Origin of the sequence: Kitasatospora sp. NPDC092039, assembly GCF_044756065.1 — a bacterium.
Taxonomy (GTDB): domain Bacteria; phylum Actinomycetota; class Actinomycetes; order Streptomycetales; family Streptomycetaceae; genus Kitasatospora.
In genome coordinates, this window is sequence record NZ_JBIVSD010000040.1 from 1 (window position 1) to 20,431 (window position 20,431).

Genomic DNA, 20,431 nt, shown 5'->3' on the forward strand with positions numbered 1-20,431 from the left:
TTCATCCTTCAGCACAGGGTGAAAGAGGCTCACCCTTCCCGAGTGTGATCCCGTTGTCAGCAGCCAGCGTGCGAACCTGTCGCTCGGACCAGTACAGGAACCTGCCGATATCGTCGATGCGATTCACCGAAACTCCTCCGTGCGCGGCCCGAGGGCACCGTCCCGCACAGCGCGCAAGCTGCGGTTCAAGCCGAGTTGCATGCCTTCGTAGGGCCGCCGCCCGGCCGCCGCCCGTCCGTCGTCCCGTTCCGTCCCGTCCCGTTCCGTCCGGCTGCCGCGGCCGTCCCGCCCGGCCTGCCGCCATCCCGGCCGCTGCTCGTCGTGCCAGCATGGCGGCCCGTCAGCCGCCCGGACACCGTCGCCGGCGCGGCTGTCCTCCCGCCCGCGCCGTCCGGCCGTTGTTCCGGCCGCGCGCTGTTCCCGCTCACGCCCGCGCTGACGCCCGTCAGCTCCGGTGCTGGAGGGTTTGTGGGGACGGATCGGGGTCAGAAGAGGACCGGTGGGTGAGAGCTCGGGTCCGGACGGTGGACATCCCCCCTTCACCGTCCGGGCCCGCGTTGCCGACTGGCTGGCCGGCCGCCGCCCGGTTGCTGTCGTACGGTCCCGTCGACGTCGGCGTGCCCCCCCGGCAGCCGTCCCGGTCCGTCCGCTGTCCTACGGTCCGTCCGCTGTTCTACGGTCCGCCAGCTGTCCGAGGCCGGCGGCCGCCACCCGGTAGTCGCCGCCCGACGGGTCTCGCCGCGCTGGCGGGTGTCGGCGACGAAGGCGGCGTGGATCGGGCCGGTGTCGAGCAGGTGCTCGCGCCCGTGCCGTACGGCGAACTGTTCGGTGTCCGGGCGTCGTCCGACGTCCTGCCCGTCCGCTGTCCCGGTCCCCGGGGTCTGCTCGTCGCCCTCCTCGTCGACCAGGGCGTCGACCCCGGTGCCGCCGTCCAGGTCCGCCCGTACGGCTGCGCCCACGCGCGAGGAACGGCTGGCGGCGCTGCTGGAGGAGACCAGCCCGCCAGGCCCGGGTCGAGGCCGCGACCCGGCCGGTCCTGCCGCCCTGGAGCCCCTGCTACCCGATGGGCGCCTGCCCAAGGGAGCCGTCGTCGAGGTCCTGGACCCTGGCCTGCTGCTCGCGATCGCGGCCGGCCCGCCGCCGCGTCCGGCCTTCTGTGGACCGCGATCATCGGCTGGGCCGACGTCGGCCTCGCTGCCGCCCGCGCCTACGGCCTGCCCTGGGAGCGCACCCTGCTGGCGGACGACCCCGGCGACCACTGGGCCGAAGTCGCCTCCGTCCTCGCCGGCGCCTGCGACACCATCATCCTGCGCCCCGCCGGAGCCCACCGCACCGCGCCAGCTCGCCCGTCTCGAACAGCGCCTTCGGACCACGGGCACGACGCTTCTGACCCTCGACCCGTGGCCGGGCACCGCCGGGCTCCGCCTCACCGTCAGTGGCTCTGCCTGCGCGGGGCTCGGGGACGGCTACGACGCTCTCCAGCACCGCACGGTCACCGCCCGCTGCACCGGCTGGGGCCGCGCCTGCCGCCGCCTGCCCCATCGTCCTCGCCGCCCCCACCACCCTGCCGGCCCGCACGCTCGACCGGTTCGCCGCACCGGCACCGTCCTGATCACCCCCGGCAGGTGACCGCGAGCCGGTGGGGCGGACTCGGCGACGGGTGGGGGAAGCTCGCCGAACGGCGAGCGCGGGTGACGGTCACCGGACGCGGGTCGGCGGCCCGCTCCCGTAGCGCGGAGCTGTGGCTGCCGGCCGCAGACGGAACCGTCACCGCCACGCCCGATGACGCCGCGCTCGCCGAAGGTCCGGCATCCGGACCAGGCCGCGTCGCCGCCTTGGGGTAGTCCCGGGAACCCGCAGGGCGGCGACCGCCGCTGCCCTGCGGCACGGCGTACGGTCGGCGACCCGGGGGTCTGCCGCCTGGGCGGCGGGCCGGGGTCAGCGTGCGGGCCAGGTACTGCTCAGGGGCCCGCTCATGGCAGGTCGGCGGCGATCACCGCCGTCGTGCAGAACAGCACGGCCAGCGGCAGGACGGGCAGTGCGAAGGTGACAACGCGCAGCCAGGGGTACCGGCCCCGAGCCGTCGGCAGGGCGGACCAGCGGCGGACGGACTCGGCGGCCGTGGCGGCCACCAGCCCCGCGCCGATCGAACACAGGACGCCCGGGACGTGTCCCCACTCACCGGTGCGCAGGGCCAGCAGCCAGCAGGTGGCGGCGGCCATCGGCAGGGAGATGGCCTTGAGGCGGTCCAGGGGGCGGGAGAAGCGCGTGCGGCGGGGCCGCACCGTGCCGAGCAGGGCGAGTGCGGGGGCGCCGGCCGCGAGCAGTGCGGTGGCGGCGAGCAGGACGGGGTGCGGGGTCTGGGGCTCGTTGAACTCGGGCGTGTTGATGCCGAGCAGGGCGAAGCCGATCTTCTCGGCCGGGGTGCGGGTGGAGTTGGTGAGGACGACCACCGCGCGCTGGTCGGTGGTGTGGGCGACGAACGCGCGGGAGCCGTTGGTCAGTCCGTTGTGCCAGCTGACGGTCGTGCCGCCGGTGTTCCAGAGCTGCCACCCGAGGCCGATGTGCCCATCGCGGTCGGCGTAGTCGGCGACGACGGCGTGCGGGGTGTGGGTGAGGGCGAGCGCGGCGGGCGGGTTCGGGGCGGCGTTGGCGGCCAGGAAGGCGGCGAGGTCGGAGCTGGTGGTCCAGGTGCCGGTGCCGACCGCCGCCCAGCCGGGGTTGGTCCACGGCACCACCGGGGTTCCGGCGGTGTGGAAGGGGAGGGCGGCCCGGTCGGGGGTGCCGGGGGTGGTGCGGACGGTGGTGCGGTCCATGCCGAGCGGTGCGAGGACGCGCTCTCGCAGGGCGGTCGGGTAGTCGCGGCCGTCGACCTTGGCGAGGGTCTCGCCGAGGACGGCGTAGCCGAGGTTGGAGTAGGAGAACGCGGTGTCCGGCTTCGGCCCGAAGCCGGACAGACCGGTGAGCGCGCGCACCGGGTCCTGGAGGACCGAGTAGCCGTTGCCGCCCAGGAGGTAGCCGGCCATCGCGAGCGGGAACTCGAAGCCGTCGGGCCGGAAGGAGGGCAGGCCGGCGGTGTGGGTGGCGAGCTGCTCGACGGTGATGCCGGCCACCGCCGGATCGGCGAAGGAGTACTCGGGCCACAGGGCACCGACGGTGTCGGTGAGCCTGATCTTCCCGGCGTCCAGGAGGCTGCCGAGCAGGCTCGCGGTGAGCACCTTCTGCGCCGAGCCGGTCTCGAACACGGTGTCCGGGCTGACCGGGGTCGAGCCGTCCGTGGTGCCCAGCGCGGTCCTGGTGACGGTGCCGTGGTCGACGACCGCGACCGAGACGCCCACCGAGCCGCCCGCGCCCTGGCCGTCCGGCAGCAACCCGGCGACCCGCTCGGCCAACGCCGCGTCACCACTGCGGTGGGCGGCGACCGGAGCGCTGCGCGGACCGGCGGCGAAGGCCGCCAGCGCGGCGACGGCGGCGGCGACGACCGTCCAGCGCGCGGCTGCGCCGGGCCGGGCAGGCCGCGGACGGACGCCGGCGTCGCCGGAAGCCATGCCGTGAGGGGGCGGGATGGTACCGGGCAGGGGCACGAGGCTTCCTCCAAGAGGTGCGGGCGGCGACCGGCGGACCGGGCCGCGGATGGACGAGCTTCACGTTCGACCAGGTCAGCGGGGTGGCGCAGCAGCCACCCGGCCCGCTTCGAAGTAGCCGATCGGTCACCCCCGGCGCCTTCGCGCCCGCATACGGTGGCGGCATGCACAACCGACCGGCAGCCAGTCCGCCCGCTTCCGCCCGCGAGGTCCACGCCGCCCGGCGCCCCCGCCCGATGCCGGCCCTTCTCGCCGCGATCGCCCTGCTGCCGGCGCTGCTCACCGACCTCGACCGCTGGTGGGGCATGCGCCCGGGCCCCGCCGGCGATGCGCTGTTCCTCGTCTCCGGCGCCGCGATGGGATCGCTCGTCCTCTGGGCGCTGCGCCCGTTCCCCGCCCACCGTCCCGGTGGGACGGGAACGGCGGCAGCTGCCGCCGGGGCACTGCTGGTCTCGTTCGCGGCCTCCGTCGGCTACCGGCTGCTGCCCACCGGCCACCGGCCGATCGGCCTCACCGAGGCGCTCGCCCTCGCCCTGCTGCTCTCGCTGGTCGCCCGCCGTTGCCGGCCGCTGGTGATCGCGGGCACGGCGCTGGCTTCCTTCGCGGCCCTGCTGGCCGCCGCCGGGCGCGCCAGCGGGCCGTACGACGTGGACAACGCGCTGCTGGTGCTGGTGCTGCTCGGCCCCGGCCTGCTGCTGCGCTGGCGAGCAGAGCGCCGGGCCTGGCACATCGAACGCGCCGTGCGCGAGGAACGCAACGCCCTCGCGCGGGACCTCCACGACGTCGTCGCCCACCAGGTCACCGGCATCGTCGTCCAGGCCCAGGCACTCCAGCACATCGCCGCCCGCGACCCCGAACTGCTGCGCACCGCCCTGGCCGACATCGAGCACGCCGGGGCGGACGCGCTGACCGCCATGCGCCGCCTGGTCGGTGCGCTCCGCGACGGCGAACACCCGCGCCAGGACGCGGACTCCCCGGGCCGCCGGCTCACCGCCCTCGCCCGATCCGGCAACGGCCACCGCCCCGAGATCGCCGTCAGCGGCGAGGAGGAACTGGACGGCGCACCGGCCGAGATCGCCGCCGCGGTCCTGCGGATCGCCCAGGAGGCCGTCACCAACGCCGACCGCCACGCCCGCGGCGCCACCAGGATCACCGTCCGGGTCCACGGTGAGAGCGGGTGGCTGCGCCTGGACGTCCACGACGACGGCCGCGGCCCCGTCCGTACCCCCGCCGGGGACGGCTACCGGGACGGCTACGGGCTGATCGGCATGGCCGAGCGCGCCAAGCTGCTCGGCGGTACCTTCCACGCCGGACCGGCCGTATCCGGCTCCGGCTGGGACGTCACCGCCCGCCTGCCCGGCGCGGCGGACCGGCCCGGGCGGCCGGCTCCGGCAACCGGCGGGGCGGCGCTGCGATGACCATCCGCGTCCTGCTCGCCGACGACCAGCGTATGGTCCGCACCGGCTTCCGCTACATTCTCGACGCCGAACCCGACATCGAGGTCGTCGCCGAGGCCGACGACGGCATCGAGGCCCTTCGCCTCGCCGAGCACCACCGCCCCGACGTCTGCCTGCTGGACATCCGGATGCCCGGCATCACCGGACTCGACGTCACCCGCCGACTCGCCGGCCCTGGTGTCCCGGACCCGTTGCGCGTCATCGTCGTCACCACCTTCGACCTCGACGAGTACGTGCACGAGGCCCTGCACGGCGGCGCGGTCGGCTTCCTACTCAAGGACGCCGGCCCCACCATGCTCATCGAGGCCGTGCGCGCCGCCGCACGCGGCGAGGCGATGGTCTCCCCGCAGATCACCGTCCGCCTGCTGCGGCACTTCACCTCCCACCGGGCGCGCCCGCCGCTCCCCGGTTCGGTCCGGCACCCGCTGTCCGAGCGCGAGCTGACGACCGTCCGGGCCGCCGCCGAGGGGCTTACCAACGCCGAGATCGCCGAACGCCTGTACATCTCCCTCGGCACGGTCAAGAAGCACCTCGCCGCCGCGCAGCTGAAGCTCGACGTCCGCAACCGGGTCGAGCTCGCCGCCTGGGCCTACCGCCATGGCCACATGGACGAGCCGCTGCGGCCGTGGGCCCACCGGGAGCCGCCGGGCGGGTGAACGCCTGGCTCCACACCAGCGCCGCCGCTCTCAACCTGCCGAAGGTCCGGCGTCCGGGCCGCCGCTTCCGTCCGGCCGCGGCTGCCGTCCACCGTCCGCCGTCCCGGCTGCTTCGCTGGCCCGGCTCATGCTGGGCTGCTTCCGCCCCCCTGGGCTGTGCCGCAGCCGGCGGTCGCCGGCCGGAGCGAGGGCGGGTCCGGACCGTTGTTGCTCCGCCGTCCGTCCGGTCCGTGGTGGCAGGCCTTGCCGTCGCGCTTGCCGGGCCGGCTGTCGTTCCTTCGCCAAGGTCGCCTGGAAGGTGCCGGCCCGCCGGCCGCCCGGTCGCTGCGTGCCCCGGCTCCGCTGCCGCCGTCCCCTGGGTTGTGCGGCAGCCGGTAGTTGCCGGCCGGAGCGGGACGATGGCGGGGCGGGACCGTCCTGGCCGCCGTGCATCCCGTCGGCTGCGGCCCTGGTGTCGGCGTTGCCGCCGTCCGTCGCCTTGACCGGTGGTGCCCACCCGCTGGGCTGTGCTCCACCCGGCTGCCGCCCGGGCGCGGCTGCGCCGATCCGGGAGATTCCCGCTCGCAGCGTATGAGCACATGGACACGGCCAGCCTGTGCACCGTGCACCGTCCTCAGGAAAAGCAGGTGCTCACTGTCGTTTTCGCCGCGGCCGTTGGCTGGCGACAGTGAGGTACGAGGTGACGCCGCAGGCGAGGTTCATGCCGAGCGTGCCTTGACGCGGAGCATTAAATAGGACAGACCCTCCTAAAAGGAGATCAGGGCAGCATGAGGACCGACGGCACGAAATACTGCGACTTCACCGGCTGGATCGACCCACCGGACGACGTACGGCCCGCGCTGAATGGCGACCTCACCTGTGACATCGCCGTCATCGGCGGTGGCATGGGCGGCATGGCGGCTGCCCTGCGCCTCGCGGAGCGTGGCCAGGACGTGGTCCTGCTGGAGGCCGAGTTCTGCGGCTACGGCTCGGCCTCGCGCAACGGCGGTCAGATCGCCGGGGCGCCGGGTGGCGACCTGCGGATGCTCACCCTCCAGTCCCCGAAGAAGATGCCGGTCATGACCAGACTGGCGGAGCACGCGGGCCGCTACGTGGAAGACCTAATGAAGACGCACGACATTGACTGCGACTACGTGGCGAACGGCCTGGTGTGGGGTGCGGTCTCACCCCTCATGATGCTCAGGGTGCGCACCCAGGCGGCGATTGTGCGCGCCTTCGGGGGGCACGGGACCGTCGGCAGCCGAGAAGAGCTCGGCCTTCCTGCCGGCTTCGTGGGCGGTATGCGTGAATCCATCGGCGGGATGCTGAACCCGGGCAAGCTCGCTCGTGGTGTGCGTCGCGCGCTGCTCGCATCCTCGGCCCAGGTCTTCGAGCGGACGCGGGTGAGCGATGTCCGGCGGACCGGGCGCACCGTCGAGATCACGACACCGCACGGGACCGTGCGGGCCAACAAGGTGGTGCTCGCAACCAGCGTCTACGGCGGCGAGTGGGACATCACGCCCAAGAACCTCGCGACGCCGCTGTACGTCATCGAGATCGAGTCGGAACCCATCGCGCCGGAGCGGCTCGCCGAGCTGGACTGGACGAGCCGCTCCGGCATCATCACCCAGCACCAGTTGATGACCCACTACCGGCTCACCGAGCGCAACACCATCGTCTGCGGGGTCCGCCAGGCGCAGCGAGGCCAGACCTACCCGCTCCCGGACCGGCTCCCGGACCCGAGTGTCGTGCAGGACATGGGGAAGGATCTGGCCAACCGGTTCCCGTCGCTGTCCGACGTGGCCATCGAGCGGGCCTGGGGCGGTTGGATCGGCGTCAGCCCAGACTGGCTGGCCGTCGCCGGGCGGGTGGGCGACAGCGTCTTCTACTCGATGGCCTGCAACGGCCACGGCCTCTGCCAGGTGCCGTACGTGGCCCACCAACTCGCCGACTACATCGTCGACGGTGAAATGCCGGAGGACCTTGCCGGCATCTGGTCGGACGCTTCGAAGTACTCACCATCGATGTCACTGCTGATGCAGCCGTTCGTCCTCCGAGCCGTCTGGGGGTTGGATCGGTTCAACGACTTCTTCAATGGCAGCAAGACGCTGGCCCGCCGGGCGCTCCGTCGTGGCAGGCGCGGGAACTCCTGAAGGTCCGGGCGGAGGCTGATCTGTGACGGCGTGGCGTGAGATCGCCACCCGCCACGACAAGACCGCCGAGTCTTACGAAGCAGCCCTCGTCCGCGCATCCCTCCTGGCTCGTCGCCCACCCGTTGCGGCCGCCGCTGCCGTGCCCGCCCCGCCCGTCCTCCCGCCCGGCCGCTGCTCGTCCCGCCATGGCCCTGGCAGCCGTCGTCAGGCCGCGGTCGGGGGCCGCTGCGCCCCGCCGGGCGCCCACCGGGCCGCTGTGCCTGGCCGTCCGGCCGCCGCTTCCGTCCGGCCGTCCGCTGTCACCGCCCTGCTGCTCGCTGTCCGTTCCGTCCGGGGCTGCTGCGGCCGTCACCCGGTAGTCGCCGGCCGGTGCCCGTCCCGCCGTTCCGGTGCCGGCGTCGCCGCCGTCCGTCGCCTTGGCCGGGGGCCTACCCGCTGCGTTCCATCCGGTAGTCGCCGGCCGGTTGCTGTCGTACGGTCCCGTCGCCGTCGGTGTAGGCGCGCTCGGCGGCGGGCCGGTACACCCCACCGCCAGCGACCGGCAGCTAGGGGGAGGCAGGAAGTTGAGCGGGCCGCAGGCCTTGCCGCGCCGACGGGCGCCGGTGACGAAGGTGGCGTGGATCCGGCCGGCGTCGAGCAGGTGCTCGCGGACGTGCCGTAGGGCGAACTGCTCGGTGTCCGGGCCGGCGTCCGACGTCTTGCTCGGTGGTTCTGGTGGTGCTGCTCGCCGCTGTCCCGGTCCCCGGGCCTGCTCGTCGCCCTCCTCGTCGACCAGGTCGTCGGCCCCGCCGCCGCCCGCTGTCGCCGTCCAGGTCCGCCCGGACGGCTGCGCCCTGCAACGCGCGCTCGGCTGCGCCCCGCTCGTCGCCGCCTACCTCGCCCGGTTGCTGTCGTACGGTCCCGTCGCCGCCGTCCCATCTGCCGCCGTCCGTCGCCTTGGCCGCGGCCGTCCGCCGTTCCGGCTGCCGCCGTTCCGGCTGCTTCGCTGGCCGGTTCTGCTGGGCCGCCGCGCCGTGGGCAGCGTCCTGGTTCCGGCGGTGCTGCCCGCCGCCGGCCGACCGGACAACCTGACCGCGCGAGCAGCAAAACCACCGGACACACGACAATTCGCGGTTTCGGTGGTGTCCGAGCAGCCGGTGCGGGATCGTCATTCCTGCGCCGCCGAACGAGCGCAACTAGGACTTGTCCGCCCGATCATGTGACTATCGCCTGCCTTGCTCGTTGGTTCGGGCATGGGGCGGGGTGATCTGACGGATGCGGAGTGGGAGCGGCTGCGGCCGTTCCTGCCGGTCAGCAACAGGCGTTGTGGCCGGTGGCGGGATCATCGGCAGGTGATCGACGGGATTCTGCACCGGGTTCGGACGGGTGTGCAGTGGCGTGATCTGCCGGAGCGGTTCGGGCCGTGGAAGACGGTCTACGAACGCCACCGGCTGTGGTCGGCCGACGGGACGTGGGAGCGCCTGCTCCAGCAGGTCCAGGCGGAAGCGGACGCGGCCGGCGACATCGACTGGGACGTCTCGGTGGACTCCACGATCGTGCGGGCCCACCAGCACGCGGCGGGTGCCCGCACCGACCCTCCGCCGGTCCTGGCGTCAAAGGGGGCTGGGCCGGGCGAACACCAGGGCGGGACGCCGTGGCAGAGCCTCCTCGCCCGCCTGGTGGAGGTGGTGCTGGAGGCGAGGGCCTTGGCCGCTCGCGGGGCGGGTTCACCACCAGGGTCCACCTGAGCGCGGACGGCCGCTGCCGCCCGCTGTCCCTGGTCGTCACCGCGGGGCAGCGGGCGGACTGCACCCGGTTCGAGCCCGTGCTGGAGAAGATCCGCATCCCGCGGACCGGTCCGGGCAGGCCCCGCAAGACGCCGGACAGCGTGGCCGCCGACAAGGCCTACAGCAACGGACCCGTCCGCGCCTACCTGCGCAGGCGCGGCATCCGGCACACGATCCCGGAGAAGACCGACAGCCGGGCCGTCCGCCTGCGCAAGGGCTCACGCGGTGGGCGGCCACCGGGCTTCGACGAGGAGCGGTACAAGAAACGCAACACCGTCGAACGGGCCATCAACAGGCTCAAGCACGCCGAGCGGTCGCCACCAGATACGACAAACGCGGCTACGTCTACCTCGGCACCGTCACCGCCGCGACCCTCGTCATCTGGCTCCGCACATGATCGCCCGGACAACTCCTAGTTGGCGAAGGTCAGCGACGGTTGGCGATCTCGCGCGTTGGCTACAGATTGTGATCAGCTGCGGCGTCAGAGGGGCCGCTAGCCGGCCCGGGCTGGACCCGGCGGGGTGCGCTACCGGAAGGCCCGGGCGAAGGTGCAGGCGACGGTCGCCACCGGGGGCAGGAAGCGGGCTGCGGCCTCCCCCAGCAAGTGGGCGTGCAGGGCCCGTTGGTGGGCGGCGCCGACGAGCAGCAGGGCCGCGGCGGACGGGTCCAGCGCGGCAGGGAGCCGGCCGGTTGCCTGGCGGGCCCGGACGGCGTCGGCGACCGCCCCGAGGGCGAGGTGCGGGCCGACCTCGCCGCCGCGTTTGGCGAGCAACCCGCGCAGCTGGGCGTCGGACTGGACGGCGCCCAGGATCGGCATGATCCGGCGGTAGAACCGTTCGAGGCGGGCGAGCAGGGCGGCGAGGTCGGCCTCCAGCTCGGCGCCGGGGTCGGCCTCCGCGGCGGCACCCTCCGGCGCGCCGAGGACGGCCGCCGCGTCGGCGAACGCGGGCAGGTGCAGTCCTATGACGGCCTGGAGTAGGCCCAGCCGGTCGCCGAAGTGGTAGAAGATGCTCGACTCCGCGACGCCCGCCCGGCGGGAGATCTCCTTGGTGGACAGCGCCAGCCCGGCCTCCCCGAGCGCCTCCTCGGTCGCCTTGAGCAGCGCCTCCCGGACCCCGGTCGAGGGCCGACCGCTTCGCGCCTGAGCCATCTCCGGCCTCCGTCTCTCCCTGTCGCCCCGACTTCTTGAGTAATTGCTCAGGAACAGGGTAACTTACTGACGGATCGCTCAGTAAGTCGCTCGGCGATCCGCTCGGATCCGTCTCGGGAGGGGACCTATGACCACCGTCGAGTACCGCAAGAACGCCGTCCGCCGCCTCTACAAGGCCCTCGAAGCCGGCGACGTGGACGTCGCCGACGAGCTGTTCACCGCGGACTTCGCCACCAGCGAGGGCAAGCATCAGAACGTGCGGGGCCCGCAGGGCTTCAAAGACGCCATCCGAGAGGTCCACGCCACCCACACCGACCCGTCGTTCGAGATCCTCGACCTGCTCGGCGAGGGCGACGACGTCGTCATCCGCTGGCGCATGACGGCCACCCACACCGGCCCGCTGATGGGCGTCCCGGCCACAGGCAAGCGCGTCAGCACGGAGGCCTTCGCCCTGTTCCGCTTCGTCGGCGACCGCATCAGCGAGCGGCACGCCGTCATCGACCGGCTCGGCCTGGTGCAGCAGCTCAAGGGCGAGTGACCCGGATACCGCCCACACCGCCGACGGGCGGCGCACATCCGGCTGATCTGCCAGCAGTCAGGTTGCGCCGCCCTGGCCCCGCTGCTCAGCCTGCCCGCCTGCTGCGCCGCCGTCCCGGGCCTGCTGCTCCCCTGCTCGGCCGCCGCCTCCTCGCCCCGGGCCCGCTCCGCGGTCGTCCTGTCCGCCGGCCTCTGCCAGGGCCGCAGGCCCTGCCCAGGTGCTGTCGCGTCCCTTGTCCCGCTCGGACCGCTGTCGCCGTCCGTTCCCAGCCCGGATGCCCCCGGATCCCCCTTCCTCGGCCCGGGCCGCGACAGCACGACAGCACCACGTGCTCTCCCCACGGCCCGGCGCAGCCGGAGCCCACCCCGGCCCTGCTCGGCGCCGCTCGGCTTCGCTCGGCGCCGTCGGTTGTCGGTGGCCGTGGCTAGGGTGACGATCATGAATCTGACGGCAGTGATGATCACGGTGGATTGTGCGGAACCGCAGGAGCTGGCCCGATGGTGGGCCACTGCGTTGGGAGGGCAGATCGCCCAGGACCACGGCGACTTCGTCATTGTCAAGGCCGAGCCGGTGGCACTGGGTTTCCAGCGGGTGGCCGAGGCGCGGCGGGGCAAGAACCGGGTGCACGTCGACTTCGCTGCCGCGCCCGGTACGAGCCTGACGGTGGAGGTGGCGCGGCTGGTCGCTCTGGGTGCGAGTGTCGTCGGCGAGCACAGCGTCCCGGGCCTCACCTGGACCGTGCTGCAGGACCCGGCCGGCAACGAGTTCTGCGTCCACTGAGAGCAGTGCCACAGTGCTGGTCGCAGCCGTTCGGCGATGACTGCGACCAGCACGGCCGACCACGGTGGACGGCCGTGCTTGCGCACCTCGCTCCCGGCCACCGAGGACCCGGGCGCCGGGAGCGCGGGCACGGCCGGTCGCCGGTCAGCGGACCGGTTCGCCCCACCCCCTGGGGCCGCAGCCAGGAGCACGACGAACGGAGGCACCCGATGAGCGCCGCCACCCACAGCCACCATGGCGACTTCGACCCGGACAGCCTTGGCATGCCGCCCGTCTACACGCTGAACCTGTCCGCCCAGCCAGCGCAGTGTTCTGGAATGGCTCACCAGCCACGGTGCCGTGTTCGCCTCGATCACGGCCGACGTCGAGGAGATCGCTCACGACTGCGGCACCTCGACCTCCACCGCGTACGAGGCCCTGGCCCGGCTGGAGGCCCTTCGGTTGGTTGAGCACCCGGACCCGGGCAGCTACCGGGTTAACCCCCGCTTCTTCTTTGCCTCTAACCCTGAGATCCGTCGCCTGGTGGGCGAAGCGCTGGAGGCCCCCGAGATTACCCTCGACGCCCGCGCCGAAGGCCCCCGGAAGGTCGGCAACGTGGATGCCCGACGCCGCCGCACCATCAGGGCCGTCCCCCAGAAGGCTCTTGGCGCGCTCGTCGCCGATGGCCGCCTTGGGGCCGTGCGACCGCTTGGTCGGATGATGCTGCACGCCCTTGCGGAGCCGGCCCCGAGGGAAGCAGCGCTCGTACCGCGTCCGCGCCTCAGGCTCGTGCATTCGGGTGCCGAAGGCCTGCGGCTGTATACGATGCGTTGCCTGCGCAGTCCGACGTGACTGGGTGGCCTGCGGGAGCGGGGCGAACGTCGTGCTCTGCGGGCTACGACGCGGCCCGGTGGCGGCGTCCGGTCTGTTCGAGGGCGTGCTGGAGCTGGTCGCGGGTCATGGTGGAGCGGTGGGGGATGTCGAGGTCGGTGGCGCGCTGGTAGAGCTCGGCTTTGGTGAGCTGGGAGAGCTGGCGTTTGCCGGTGGCGCTGGTGCGCTTCGCCGTGGTCGTGCCGGCGGCGCGGGAGCTGGTGCTCTTCTTGCCGCCGGTCGGCTTGGGGGAGGCGGCGGCTGACGATGCCCGGGCCTTGCGGGCGTTCTTCTTCACCGGCGGCTGCTCGGCGTCTGCGCCTTTGCGGGCGCCTTCGAGGCTGCGGCGCAGGGCGTCCATGAGGTCGATGACGTTGGTGGCCTCGGGGGCGGGCCCGGCGGAGACGGCGATCTCGCGGCCGGCGAGCTTGTCCTCGACGAGCTTCTTGGCCTGCTCTTCATAGGTGTCGTGCCACTCGTCGGGTTTCCACTCGATGGCGAGCATGCCGATGAGCTGCTCGGCCGTCTTGACCTCCTGCGCGGTCAGCTTGGTCTTCTCCGGCAGGTTGTCGACCTCGCGGCGGGGGTTGTGGACCTCGTCGGCGAAGTGCATGGTGTGGAGCTCCAGGAGGCCGTTCTCGGAACGGATCGCAGTCAGGTACTCCTTGCCGCGCATCGCGAACATCGCCAGCCCGGCCTTGCCGGCGTGCTCCAGGGCCTCGACAGCCCTGGTCTCTGGTGTCCGTTTTGGGCGTTTCGCTGGGACGGTCCTAAAGCTTGTTCCAGAAGTCCGGGTGTGGGCAGGTCGGTATGCGCTCTGACCTGCTGGTTCACCGGGTTCGGGCGAGGTTGTGCATGTGGGCGACGGCCTGCACCGCGTGGTGCAGGCCGTCGCCTTTCTGCCGACAGTCCCGGAGGATCTTGTAGTTCTTCATGCGGGCGAAGGTGTGCTCGACGCGGGCACGTACGCGGCGGTGTTCGGCGTTGTCCTCCTCCTGAGCTCGCAGCAGGGGGCGGCCGGCGCGTTTGCGGTGGGGGACGACCAGGCCGGTGTTCAGGTAGGCGCCGTCCGCGAGCACGGTGGTGCCCGCGCACGTGGCGGGTAGGTCGGAGGCCCGCCATGCGTGGGCGTCGGCTCTGTTGCCCGGCACGGGGCGGGCGGTGGCGACCACGAGGCGGGTGTCGGCGTCGATGACGACCTGCACGTTCGCGGAGAACCGGTAGTTGCGGCTCGATGCCCCGACGCTTCGGTCGCCGCCCGGCTGGTCGCCGTCGACCGCACCGGCGCCACCCTCTACGACCACACCGTGCGCCTGACCGGCCCCCGCACCCCCGGCGCCCCCGCCCACGCCCTCGACCCCGCCGAAGCCCTCGCCGAACTCGCCGCCCTGCTCGCCGACCGCACCGTCCTGCACTGGACCCCGGCCGACCTCGGCCCCCTCCACGATGCCCTGCACCGCCTCAAACTCCCCATCGCCCTGCTCCCCGCCGACCGGACGAACACCGCCCGCCACGCCGTCAGGAGCTGGCGCGCCGACCTCGACCCCACCACCGGCGAACACCGCCACCCCACCCCGCCCGGCACCGCCGACCGCCTCCTCCTGCTGCGCCGGATGGCCGCCGACGCCCCGTCCACCGGCCAGTAAGTACCCGGCCCCGGGGACACGACAGGCCCCCACACCCGAAGACGGGCGCGGGGGCCTTCGACGGGAACGGCGCGTCGCCGCGGGCAATGGAGAGCGGCGGCGCGCCACCACCAGGGTCTCAGGCCTGTCCGTGTCTCCCGCCCCGGCCTCCGGCCGCAGGCCCGCAAGCAATGTCGGACGGCCCGCAACCTGTTCGCGGCCGCTGCGCTCCAACCGACACTTATCGAGGGGAGGAAATCCTGACGACCTCTCCTGGCCCTTCTCTACTGGTGGCGTACGTGATGGCGGCCGGTCGTCGCGGGTCCCGCTGGCGCCTGCGGCGGGCCGGGTGGGGTGGTGGCGTCCGGCGGTGCCGGCCCGATGGGCCGGCCTGGGCGAAGGTCGGCGCGTCGTAGACCAAGCCGACCGCCACCCCCTGTTCGCCCTCGACCAGGAAGGAGCGACCGACCTACTGGCCTCGCGCTGCGCCAGGGTGTGCTGCGACGTCTCCGTCGGAACCCTCGGCGTCATCACCCACGCCCGCCCCTGCCTCACCCCGTGGCCGTACGTCGTGGCCTTCGACGGTGGCCCCGAGTGCGCCGTCCGCGACCAGTCCCTCACCCTCGCCCACTTCCCTGTCCGGGCCCGCCTCTAAAACTCATCGCTCTGGCCGGGACGACCTGGTAGAAAGCCCAGATCAGGAAAGGCACGGGGGGTTCGATGAGTTCTGGAGCCGGGATCAAGCAGGACGTGGCGCGTCTCCTCATCGAGCGCGACCTTGCGTTCTGCCGCCGCTTCCTGGAATGCGTCGTCGAGGACACCGGCAGGGCCGTCGTCCCGATCTTCTGCATGAACAGCTACCTGTCGCTCATCATCCACGAGTCGTACAGGACCTTGAAGGTCAACAACCCCGGACTCGCTGCCTCCCTGGCCTACGAGCACGAGGAGACCATCCAGAGGGCGCGGCTCAGCGTCAAGTTCTTCGACGACTCCAAGACCGGCCTGGACAAGGTGGGTGACGCGTTCGCACGCATCATCGACGAGGGACGGCAGGCGTTCCTGGGCAACACCTGGTTCCCGCCCGCGCGCTGGTTGCAGACGGACCTAGGCGAGTTCCGCTACCGAGGCCGGCTCGTGGCCACCACCCACACAGTCGCGTTCGCCATGGCCCTGCGCGCCGATGCCCTGCAGGACCTCCCCGCACTTAGGCAAGAACTCTCAGCCGTGGCTCGGGCCCAGAGCGCGTACATCAGCCAAGCGGCCGGGCACCTGCCCTGGCGTGGCCCCTCGTTCATGAACAGCATCGACGCGGTTCAAGACCGGGATCGCCGGTCCGAGCGCCACTTCAACCGGATCTTCGATGCCGGCCTGCCCGAGAAGATGAAGGTCTCCCTGACCGCCTTCCAGTGTTTCCTCAATGTTCTCGACGCCATGCTGCGGGACGACGACAACCCTGCTTCCGCCGAGACCGTTTTCAAGCTGAGATACATCACGCTCTACCACGTGCTGTCCAGCCTGGAGAAGCTCAGGGACGAGTACGAGAACGCGTTGGGGCCGGAATCCCGCTCGCTGCTCGCCACCATGCTCGACCACCCCGTGAGCGCCGAGATCCGCAGCGGCGAGGCACGGCACTTCCGCAACACCTTGATCCACTACACGCCCGCAGAGCACCTCGCCTCAAGGCTCTCCACGAACGCCCCGTACTACGGCCTGGTGGAAGCCTGCTTCCCGGACCGCGACTTCCCCTCCCTCCGGACTACGGTCGCCGAGCACACTCGGTGGATGGCCGCCACCATGGACCAGTGGTCGGGGGCCTGACCGGCCTCCGCCACCCCCAGCGACCTCGCCCGCCCCTCTACGGCTGGTCGAACACCGCGGCCTTCGCCAGCTCCACCGAGGCCTTCGGCGCGCACGTCCGCCGCGAGGCCCGCAGGCTCACCCACCGGCTTCCGCCGGCCGACACCCACCGGGGCCGAGCTGCGAGCCTGCGCACCACCCGCCGGGTGTTGTGGCTGCGAATCCTCCTGCCCAGGGTGCCGGCCTGCACCGCAGGCGTGGGAACCGGAGTGCTCGGGGTCGCCTTGGTCCGCGGCACCGCCCGGCGGATTCCGCCATGGTCTGGCCGCTTGTCACCCTCGCCCTCGGCTCAATGGCCTACGACCAAGGACCGGCCGAGACCACGGCGCAGGCTGCGCGCCCGGAGCACGGGCCCGGCGATGCTCCGCCTCCCGGTACCTGTCGCAGGAGCGGCACCGGAATGGACGCGGCGGTCCAGGAAGTGCTGGCCGACGCCCAGGGCCGCCGGCTGTCGTCCCTTCGCCCGGCCGCCTGGAGGGTGACGGCCCGCCGGCGGCCCGGCCGCTGCGCCCCCGGCTCTGCTGCCGCCGTCCCAGCCAGTCCGCTGCCGTACGGTCGGTTGCCGGGTCGCCGTTCTGCTCGCCCCATCCGTCTCGCTGTCCGCTGCCCTGGCCGCGGCTGTCCGCCGTCCGGCTGCTGTCGTACGGTCCGCCACCCGTCCGATTCCTCGGGTATAGGTTCGTGATCTCAGTTGCGGCCACGGGCCGCGCTAGGGACCGGCATCATGCAGCCGCCCCGCGACTGGGCACGTTCCGGTGTACCTGGCTGGGCATCGGGACGTGTACCTCGACACCTGTGCTCCTGAGCGGGCCGTCTGCATCCGGACCTCGAGCTGGAGGCGGGGTCGACGCCAGCCTCGTGACCGGTTGCCCACGGATGCGCGTGCGCCGGGGCGGGGCGGGCAGACGGTGGGTCAGCCTGCGCGTCGCGCAGCCGACTGCGAGGGAGAACCCCGATGGCCCCCATGCATGCTCAGCCCCGCGGCGCGGGCTCCGGTCGCCGCTCGACCAGCGCAGCCGCTCAGCGCCCCTTGCGGCGGGAGGCGGTACGCACGGCGGCCCGGGCCGGCTTCGTCGCCCGCGGCGTCGTCTACACGCTGATCGGCGTGCTGGCCGTCCGGATCGCGTTCGGTCACGATGGCGGTGACGCGGACCGGCAGGGCGCGCTGCGCCAGGTGGCCGCCCAGCCGTTCGGCGCGGCGATGCTCTGGGCGCTGGTGGTGGGGTTCGCCTGCATGACACTCTGGCGCGGAGCGCTGGCGATCACCGGCCGCGGCGACGAGGGCAAGGTCGGCAAGCGCGTCCTGAACGCCGGCCGCGCGGTCTTCTACGCCTCGGTCTGCTGGGGCACCGCCGCCTACGCGACCGGCAGCGGCGGCGGCTCCGACAGCGACAGCGCCTCCAGGGACTGGACGGCGGCCGCGCTGCGCCTGCCGCCCGGCCGGATCCTGGTGGTGGTCGCTGGCCTGGTGGTGGTCGGCATCGGCGTCGGCATCGCGGTGAGCGCGCTGCGGCGCCGGTTCCTACGGCGACTGAACACCGCGGCGATGGGCCGGTCGGTCCGCACCGGTGTCACCGCCCTGGGCGTGGGCGGCAACCTCGCCCGCGGGGTGATCCTGGTCGGGGCCGGCGTGTTCGTCCTGGTGGCGGCGATCCACTTCGACCCGCACCGGGCTAAGGGGATGGACGACACCCTGCGCAGCTTCAGTCAGACCCCGGCTGGCCCCTGGCTGCTGGTCCTGGTGGCGCTCGGCCTGGTGCTGTTCGGCGGCTTCTCCTTCGCCTCGGTCCGCTGGCGCCGGATCTGACGGGCTGCTGGTCCTTAGGCCCTCGCACCTGGCCCCGGGCCCGAGCTGGGTTGTCACCGGCGCCGGACCCATCGCCCTGGCAGGCCGCCAGGACGCCGTGGTTCCCGCTCGCCTCCTGCGCGAGGGGAAGAGGGACATCGCTTCTCGGACCGCGGCCATCGACGGCGGACCCGGCAGCCTCGCCAGCCCCACCGCCCGGCCCGCGGGGCTAAGGGATCAGGGTCGACGATTATTCTTCGGTCGTGTCGATCGGTGGCTGCGCCGTTCGACCTTGGGCTGAGAGGGTCGAGGGACGATCCCTGTTCAAGGAGGCCGACGATGGCGAAGTACATGCTGATCATGCGGGGTACGGACGAGTCGATGGCGAAGATGATGTCCACGCCCTTCGAGGAGATGCTCGAGACCGTGGGCCGCTTCAACGAGGAGCTGATCCGGGCCGGCGTGCTCGTGGCCGCGGAGGGCCTGGAGGACCCGTCGCAGGGTGTGGTGGTGGACTTCGCCGGCGAGACGCCGGTGGTCACCGATGGGCCGTACGGCGAGACGAAGGAGCTGTTCGGCGGCTTCTACCTGATCGACGTCGCCTCGAAGGAGGAGGCGGTCGAGTGGGCCAAGCGTCTGCCGGCGGTCCCCGGTTCGAAGTGCGAGGTGCGCCGCGTGCCGGGCATCGACGAGTTCCCGCAGGACAACGAGTGGATCGTCAAGGAGCGGGCGTGGCGCGAGCGGACCGGCCAGCTCTGATGCCGGAAGCAGTCGACGGCCCGCCGGTCGCGGAGGCGGCGCGGCGGGCCGTCGAGGCCGTCTGGCGGATCGAGTCCGCGCGGATCGTCGCCGCCCTGGCCCGCTACACCGGGGACTTCGCGCTCGCCGAGGACGTCGCCCAGGAAGCGGTCGCGGAGGCGCTCGTCGCCTGGACGCGGGACGGCACGCCCACCGACCCGGTGGGCTGGCTGCTGGCGACCGGGCGGCGGCGGGCCATCGACGCCTTCCGCCGCAGGTCGGCGCTCGACGATCGGTACGCCCTGCTGGCGGGCCCGCTGGCGGAGGGCGAGTTCAGCCCGGGCGCGCAGGCCCCGTCCGCGGTGCCGGACGACCTGCCGTGGGATCCGGACCGGGTCGACGACGACGTCCTCGCGCTCATGTTCATCGCCTGCCATCCGGTCCTCTCACCCGAGGCCAGGGTCGCACTCACGCTGCGCGTGGTGGCCGGCCTGTCCAGCGAGGAGATCGCCCGGGCCTTCCTCGTGCCCGTACCGACCGTCCAGGCCAGGATCACCCGCGCCAAGAAGACGATCACCGCCGCCCGCGTCCCCTTCGAACTGCCGCCCCCGGGGGACCGGTCCGCGCGGCTGGGCGCCGTCCTGAGCGTCCTGTACGTCATCTTCACCGAGGGCTCCACCGCGACCGCCGGAGACGACCTCCTGCGCCCGGATCTCGCCTACGAGGCCGTCCGGTTGGCCCGGACGCTGACCGCCCTGCTGCCGCGCGAGCCGGAGGTGCACGGGCTGCTCGCGCTGTTCGAGCTCACCGCCGCGCGCTTCCCGGCGCGAACCGGCCCGGACGGGAAGGCGGTGCTGCTGGAGGACCAGGACCGCCGCCGGTGGGACCGCTCCGCGATCCGCCGCGGCCTGGCCGCCCTCGGCCGGGCCTCCGCGCTCGGCCGGGGTCTGGGGCCGTACGGTCTGCAGGCCGCGATCGCCGCCTGCCATGCAACGGCGCCCTCGGTGGCCGAGACCGACTGGGAGTGCGTCGTGCTCCTGTACGAGGCGCTCGGCCGGGTCACCCCGTCACCCGTGGTCGAGCTCAACCGGGCCGTGGCCGTCGCCATGGCCAGTGGACCGTGCGAGGCACTGGCCCTGGTCGACGACCTGCTCGTCTCCGGCCGTCTGTCGGGCTCGCACCTGCTCCCCAGCGTGCGCGGCGAGCTGCTGGTCCGGCTCGGCCGCACCGCCGAGGCCCGGGCCGAGCTGGAACTGGCCGTCCGCCTGTGCAACAACGCCCCTGAGAGAGCCGTGTTGCTGGACAAGCTGGCCGCCCTGGACTGACGGCCCGATCCGGACGCCGCACCCCGCAGCCGACCGGCACGGGCTACCTCCGGGTCACTGGAGGAGGCGGGCAGAAGAGAGACGAAGCTGTATGCGATGTCGGCCCGGTGGTCGCCGTCGGTGTCCACGTTGATGCGGTAGACGGCGTCCGGGTGGAACGCCTGGCCGCCGGTGGGAGCGACCGGGTT

Annotated in this window: 16 protein-coding genes and 2 pseudogenes; 13 read left to right on the forward strand and 5 right to left on the reverse strand. The window is 73.0% G+C overall.

The annotated features are described in order from the left end of the window. Nucleotides 1-539 precede the first annotated feature (539 nt). Nucleotides 540-959, reverse strand: a complete 420-nt coding sequence (locus tag ACIQI7_RS38330) for a hypothetical protein (protein ID WP_401119332.1) — start codon at nt 957-959, stop codon at nt 540-542. A gap of 1,014 nt (nt 960-1,973) precedes the next feature. Next, nucleotides 1,974-3,548 (reverse strand): serine hydrolase domain-containing protein, encoded by a 1,575-nt coding sequence (locus tag ACIQI7_RS38335; RefSeq protein WP_401119335.1) that lies wholly within the window; start codon nt 3,546-3,548, stop codon nt 1,974-1,976. A 200-nt stretch (nt 3,549-3,748) separates the two neighbouring features. Between ACIQI7_RS38335 and ACIQI7_RS38340 the strand changes: the two genes are divergently transcribed. From ACIQI7_RS38340 to ACIQI7_RS38355, 4 genes and pseudogenes are all read left to right on the forward strand, one after another. Beyond that, nucleotides 3,749-5,002, forward strand: a complete 1,254-nt coding sequence (locus ACIQI7_RS38340; RefSeq protein ID WP_401119337.1) for a sensor histidine kinase — start codon at nt 3,749-3,751, stop codon at nt 5,000-5,002. Then, entirely contained in the window at nt 4,999-5,697 is a 699-nt protein-coding gene (locus ACIQI7_RS38345) for a response regulator (protein ID WP_401119339.1), read from the forward strand. The genes ACIQI7_RS38340 and ACIQI7_RS38345 overlap by 4 nt, the downstream gene beginning before the upstream one ends. Nucleotides 5,698-6,464: 767 nt before the next feature. After that, nucleotides 6,465-7,829, forward strand: a complete 1,365-nt coding sequence (locus tag ACIQI7_RS38350) for an NAD(P)/FAD-dependent oxidoreductase (RefSeq protein ID WP_401119342.1) — start codon at nt 6,465-6,467, stop codon at nt 7,827-7,829. A gap of 1,232 nt (nt 7,830-9,061) precedes the next feature. Further along, nucleotides 9,062-9,992: pseudogene (locus tag ACIQI7_RS38355) on the forward strand (IS5 family transposase). A gap of 129 nt (nt 9,993-10,121) precedes the next feature. On the opposite strand, the gene ACIQI7_RS38360 reads toward ACIQI7_RS38355, so the two are convergent. Then, on the reverse strand, nt 10,122-10,745 hold the full coding sequence (locus tag ACIQI7_RS38360; RefSeq protein ID WP_401119344.1) for a helix-turn-helix domain-containing protein: 624 nt from the start codon (nt 10,743-10,745) through the stop codon (nt 10,122-10,124). Between the two features lie 127 nt (nt 10,746-10,872). Here ACIQI7_RS38360 and ACIQI7_RS38365 point away from each other — a divergent pair, with 127 nt between their 5' ends. The 3 genes from ACIQI7_RS38365 to ACIQI7_RS38375 all read left to right on the forward strand — a co-directional run bounded on the left by ACIQI7_RS38365 (nt 10,873) and on the right by ACIQI7_RS38375 (nt 12,894). Further along, nucleotides 10,873-11,283 carry an ester cyclase gene (locus ACIQI7_RS38365; RefSeq protein WP_401119347.1) on the forward strand — a complete coding sequence of 137 codons (411 nt, stop codon included), beginning with the start codon at nt 10,873-10,875 and terminating at the stop codon, nt 11,281-11,283. A 438-nt stretch (nt 11,284-11,721) separates the two neighbouring features. Further along, complete coding sequence (locus ACIQI7_RS38370) at nt 11,722-12,063, forward strand: VOC family protein (RefSeq protein ID WP_401119350.1); 342 nt, start codon at nt 11,722-11,724, stop codon at nt 12,061-12,063. Between the two features lie 339 nt (nt 12,064-12,402). Continuing rightward, the gene (locus tag ACIQI7_RS38375) at nt 12,403-12,894 is read left to right on the forward strand and encodes a hypothetical protein (RefSeq protein WP_401119352.1); all 492 of its coding nucleotides are present in this window, start codon (nt 12,403-12,405) and stop codon (nt 12,892-12,894) included. Between the two features lie 43 nt (nt 12,895-12,937). On the opposite strand, the gene ACIQI7_RS38380 is transcribed toward ACIQI7_RS38375, so the two are convergent. Both ACIQI7_RS38380 and ACIQI7_RS38385 read right to left on the reverse strand, forming a co-directional pair. Further along, the gene (locus ACIQI7_RS38380) at nt 12,938-13,627 is read right to left on the reverse strand and encodes a Ku protein (RefSeq protein WP_401119368.1); all 690 of its coding nucleotides are present in this window, start codon (nt 13,625-13,627) and stop codon (nt 12,938-12,940) included. Between the two features lie 115 nt (nt 13,628-13,742). Further along, a pseudogene (locus ACIQI7_RS38385) lies at nt 13,743-14,189 on the reverse strand (transposase family protein); the annotation flags it as partial. 30 nt (nt 14,190-14,219) lie between these two features. Between ACIQI7_RS38385 and ACIQI7_RS38390 the strand changes: the two are divergent. From ACIQI7_RS38390 to ACIQI7_RS38415, 6 genes are all read left to right on the forward strand, one after another. Further along, the gene (locus ACIQI7_RS38390; protein WP_401119354.1) at nt 14,220-14,558 is read left to right on the forward strand and encodes a hypothetical protein; all 339 of its coding nucleotides are present in this window, start codon (nt 14,220-14,222) and stop codon (nt 14,556-14,558) included. Between the two features lie 349 nt (nt 14,559-14,907). Next, nucleotides 14,908-15,192, forward strand: coding sequence for a hypothetical protein (locus ACIQI7_RS38395; protein ID WP_401119356.1), 285 nt, complete (start codon nt 14,908-14,910; stop codon nt 15,190-15,192). Nucleotides 15,193-15,257: 65 nt separating this feature from the next. Further along, nucleotides 15,258-16,355: a hypothetical protein gene (locus ACIQI7_RS38400; RefSeq protein WP_401119358.1), complete on the forward strand. Its 1,098-nt coding sequence runs from the start codon at nt 15,258-15,260 to the stop codon at nt 16,353-16,355. 994 nt (nt 16,356-17,349) lie between these two features. Continuing rightward, nucleotides 17,350-18,201: a DUF1206 domain-containing protein gene (locus tag ACIQI7_RS38405; RefSeq protein WP_401119360.1), complete on the forward strand. Its 852-nt coding sequence runs from the start codon at nt 17,350-17,352 to the stop codon at nt 18,199-18,201. Nucleotides 18,202-18,519: 318 nt separating this feature from the next. Then, the gene (locus ACIQI7_RS38410; protein WP_401119363.1) at nt 18,520-18,939 is read left to right on the forward strand and encodes a YciI family protein; all 420 of its coding nucleotides are present in this window, start codon (nt 18,520-18,522) and stop codon (nt 18,937-18,939) included. Continuing rightward, nucleotides 18,939-20,243, forward strand: coding sequence for an RNA polymerase sigma factor (locus tag ACIQI7_RS38415; RefSeq protein ID WP_401119366.1), 1,305 nt, complete (start codon nt 18,939-18,941; stop codon nt 20,241-20,243). Before ACIQI7_RS38410 ends, ACIQI7_RS38415 begins: the two co-directional genes overlap by 1 nt. Nucleotides 20,244-20,431 lie beyond the last annotated feature (188 nt).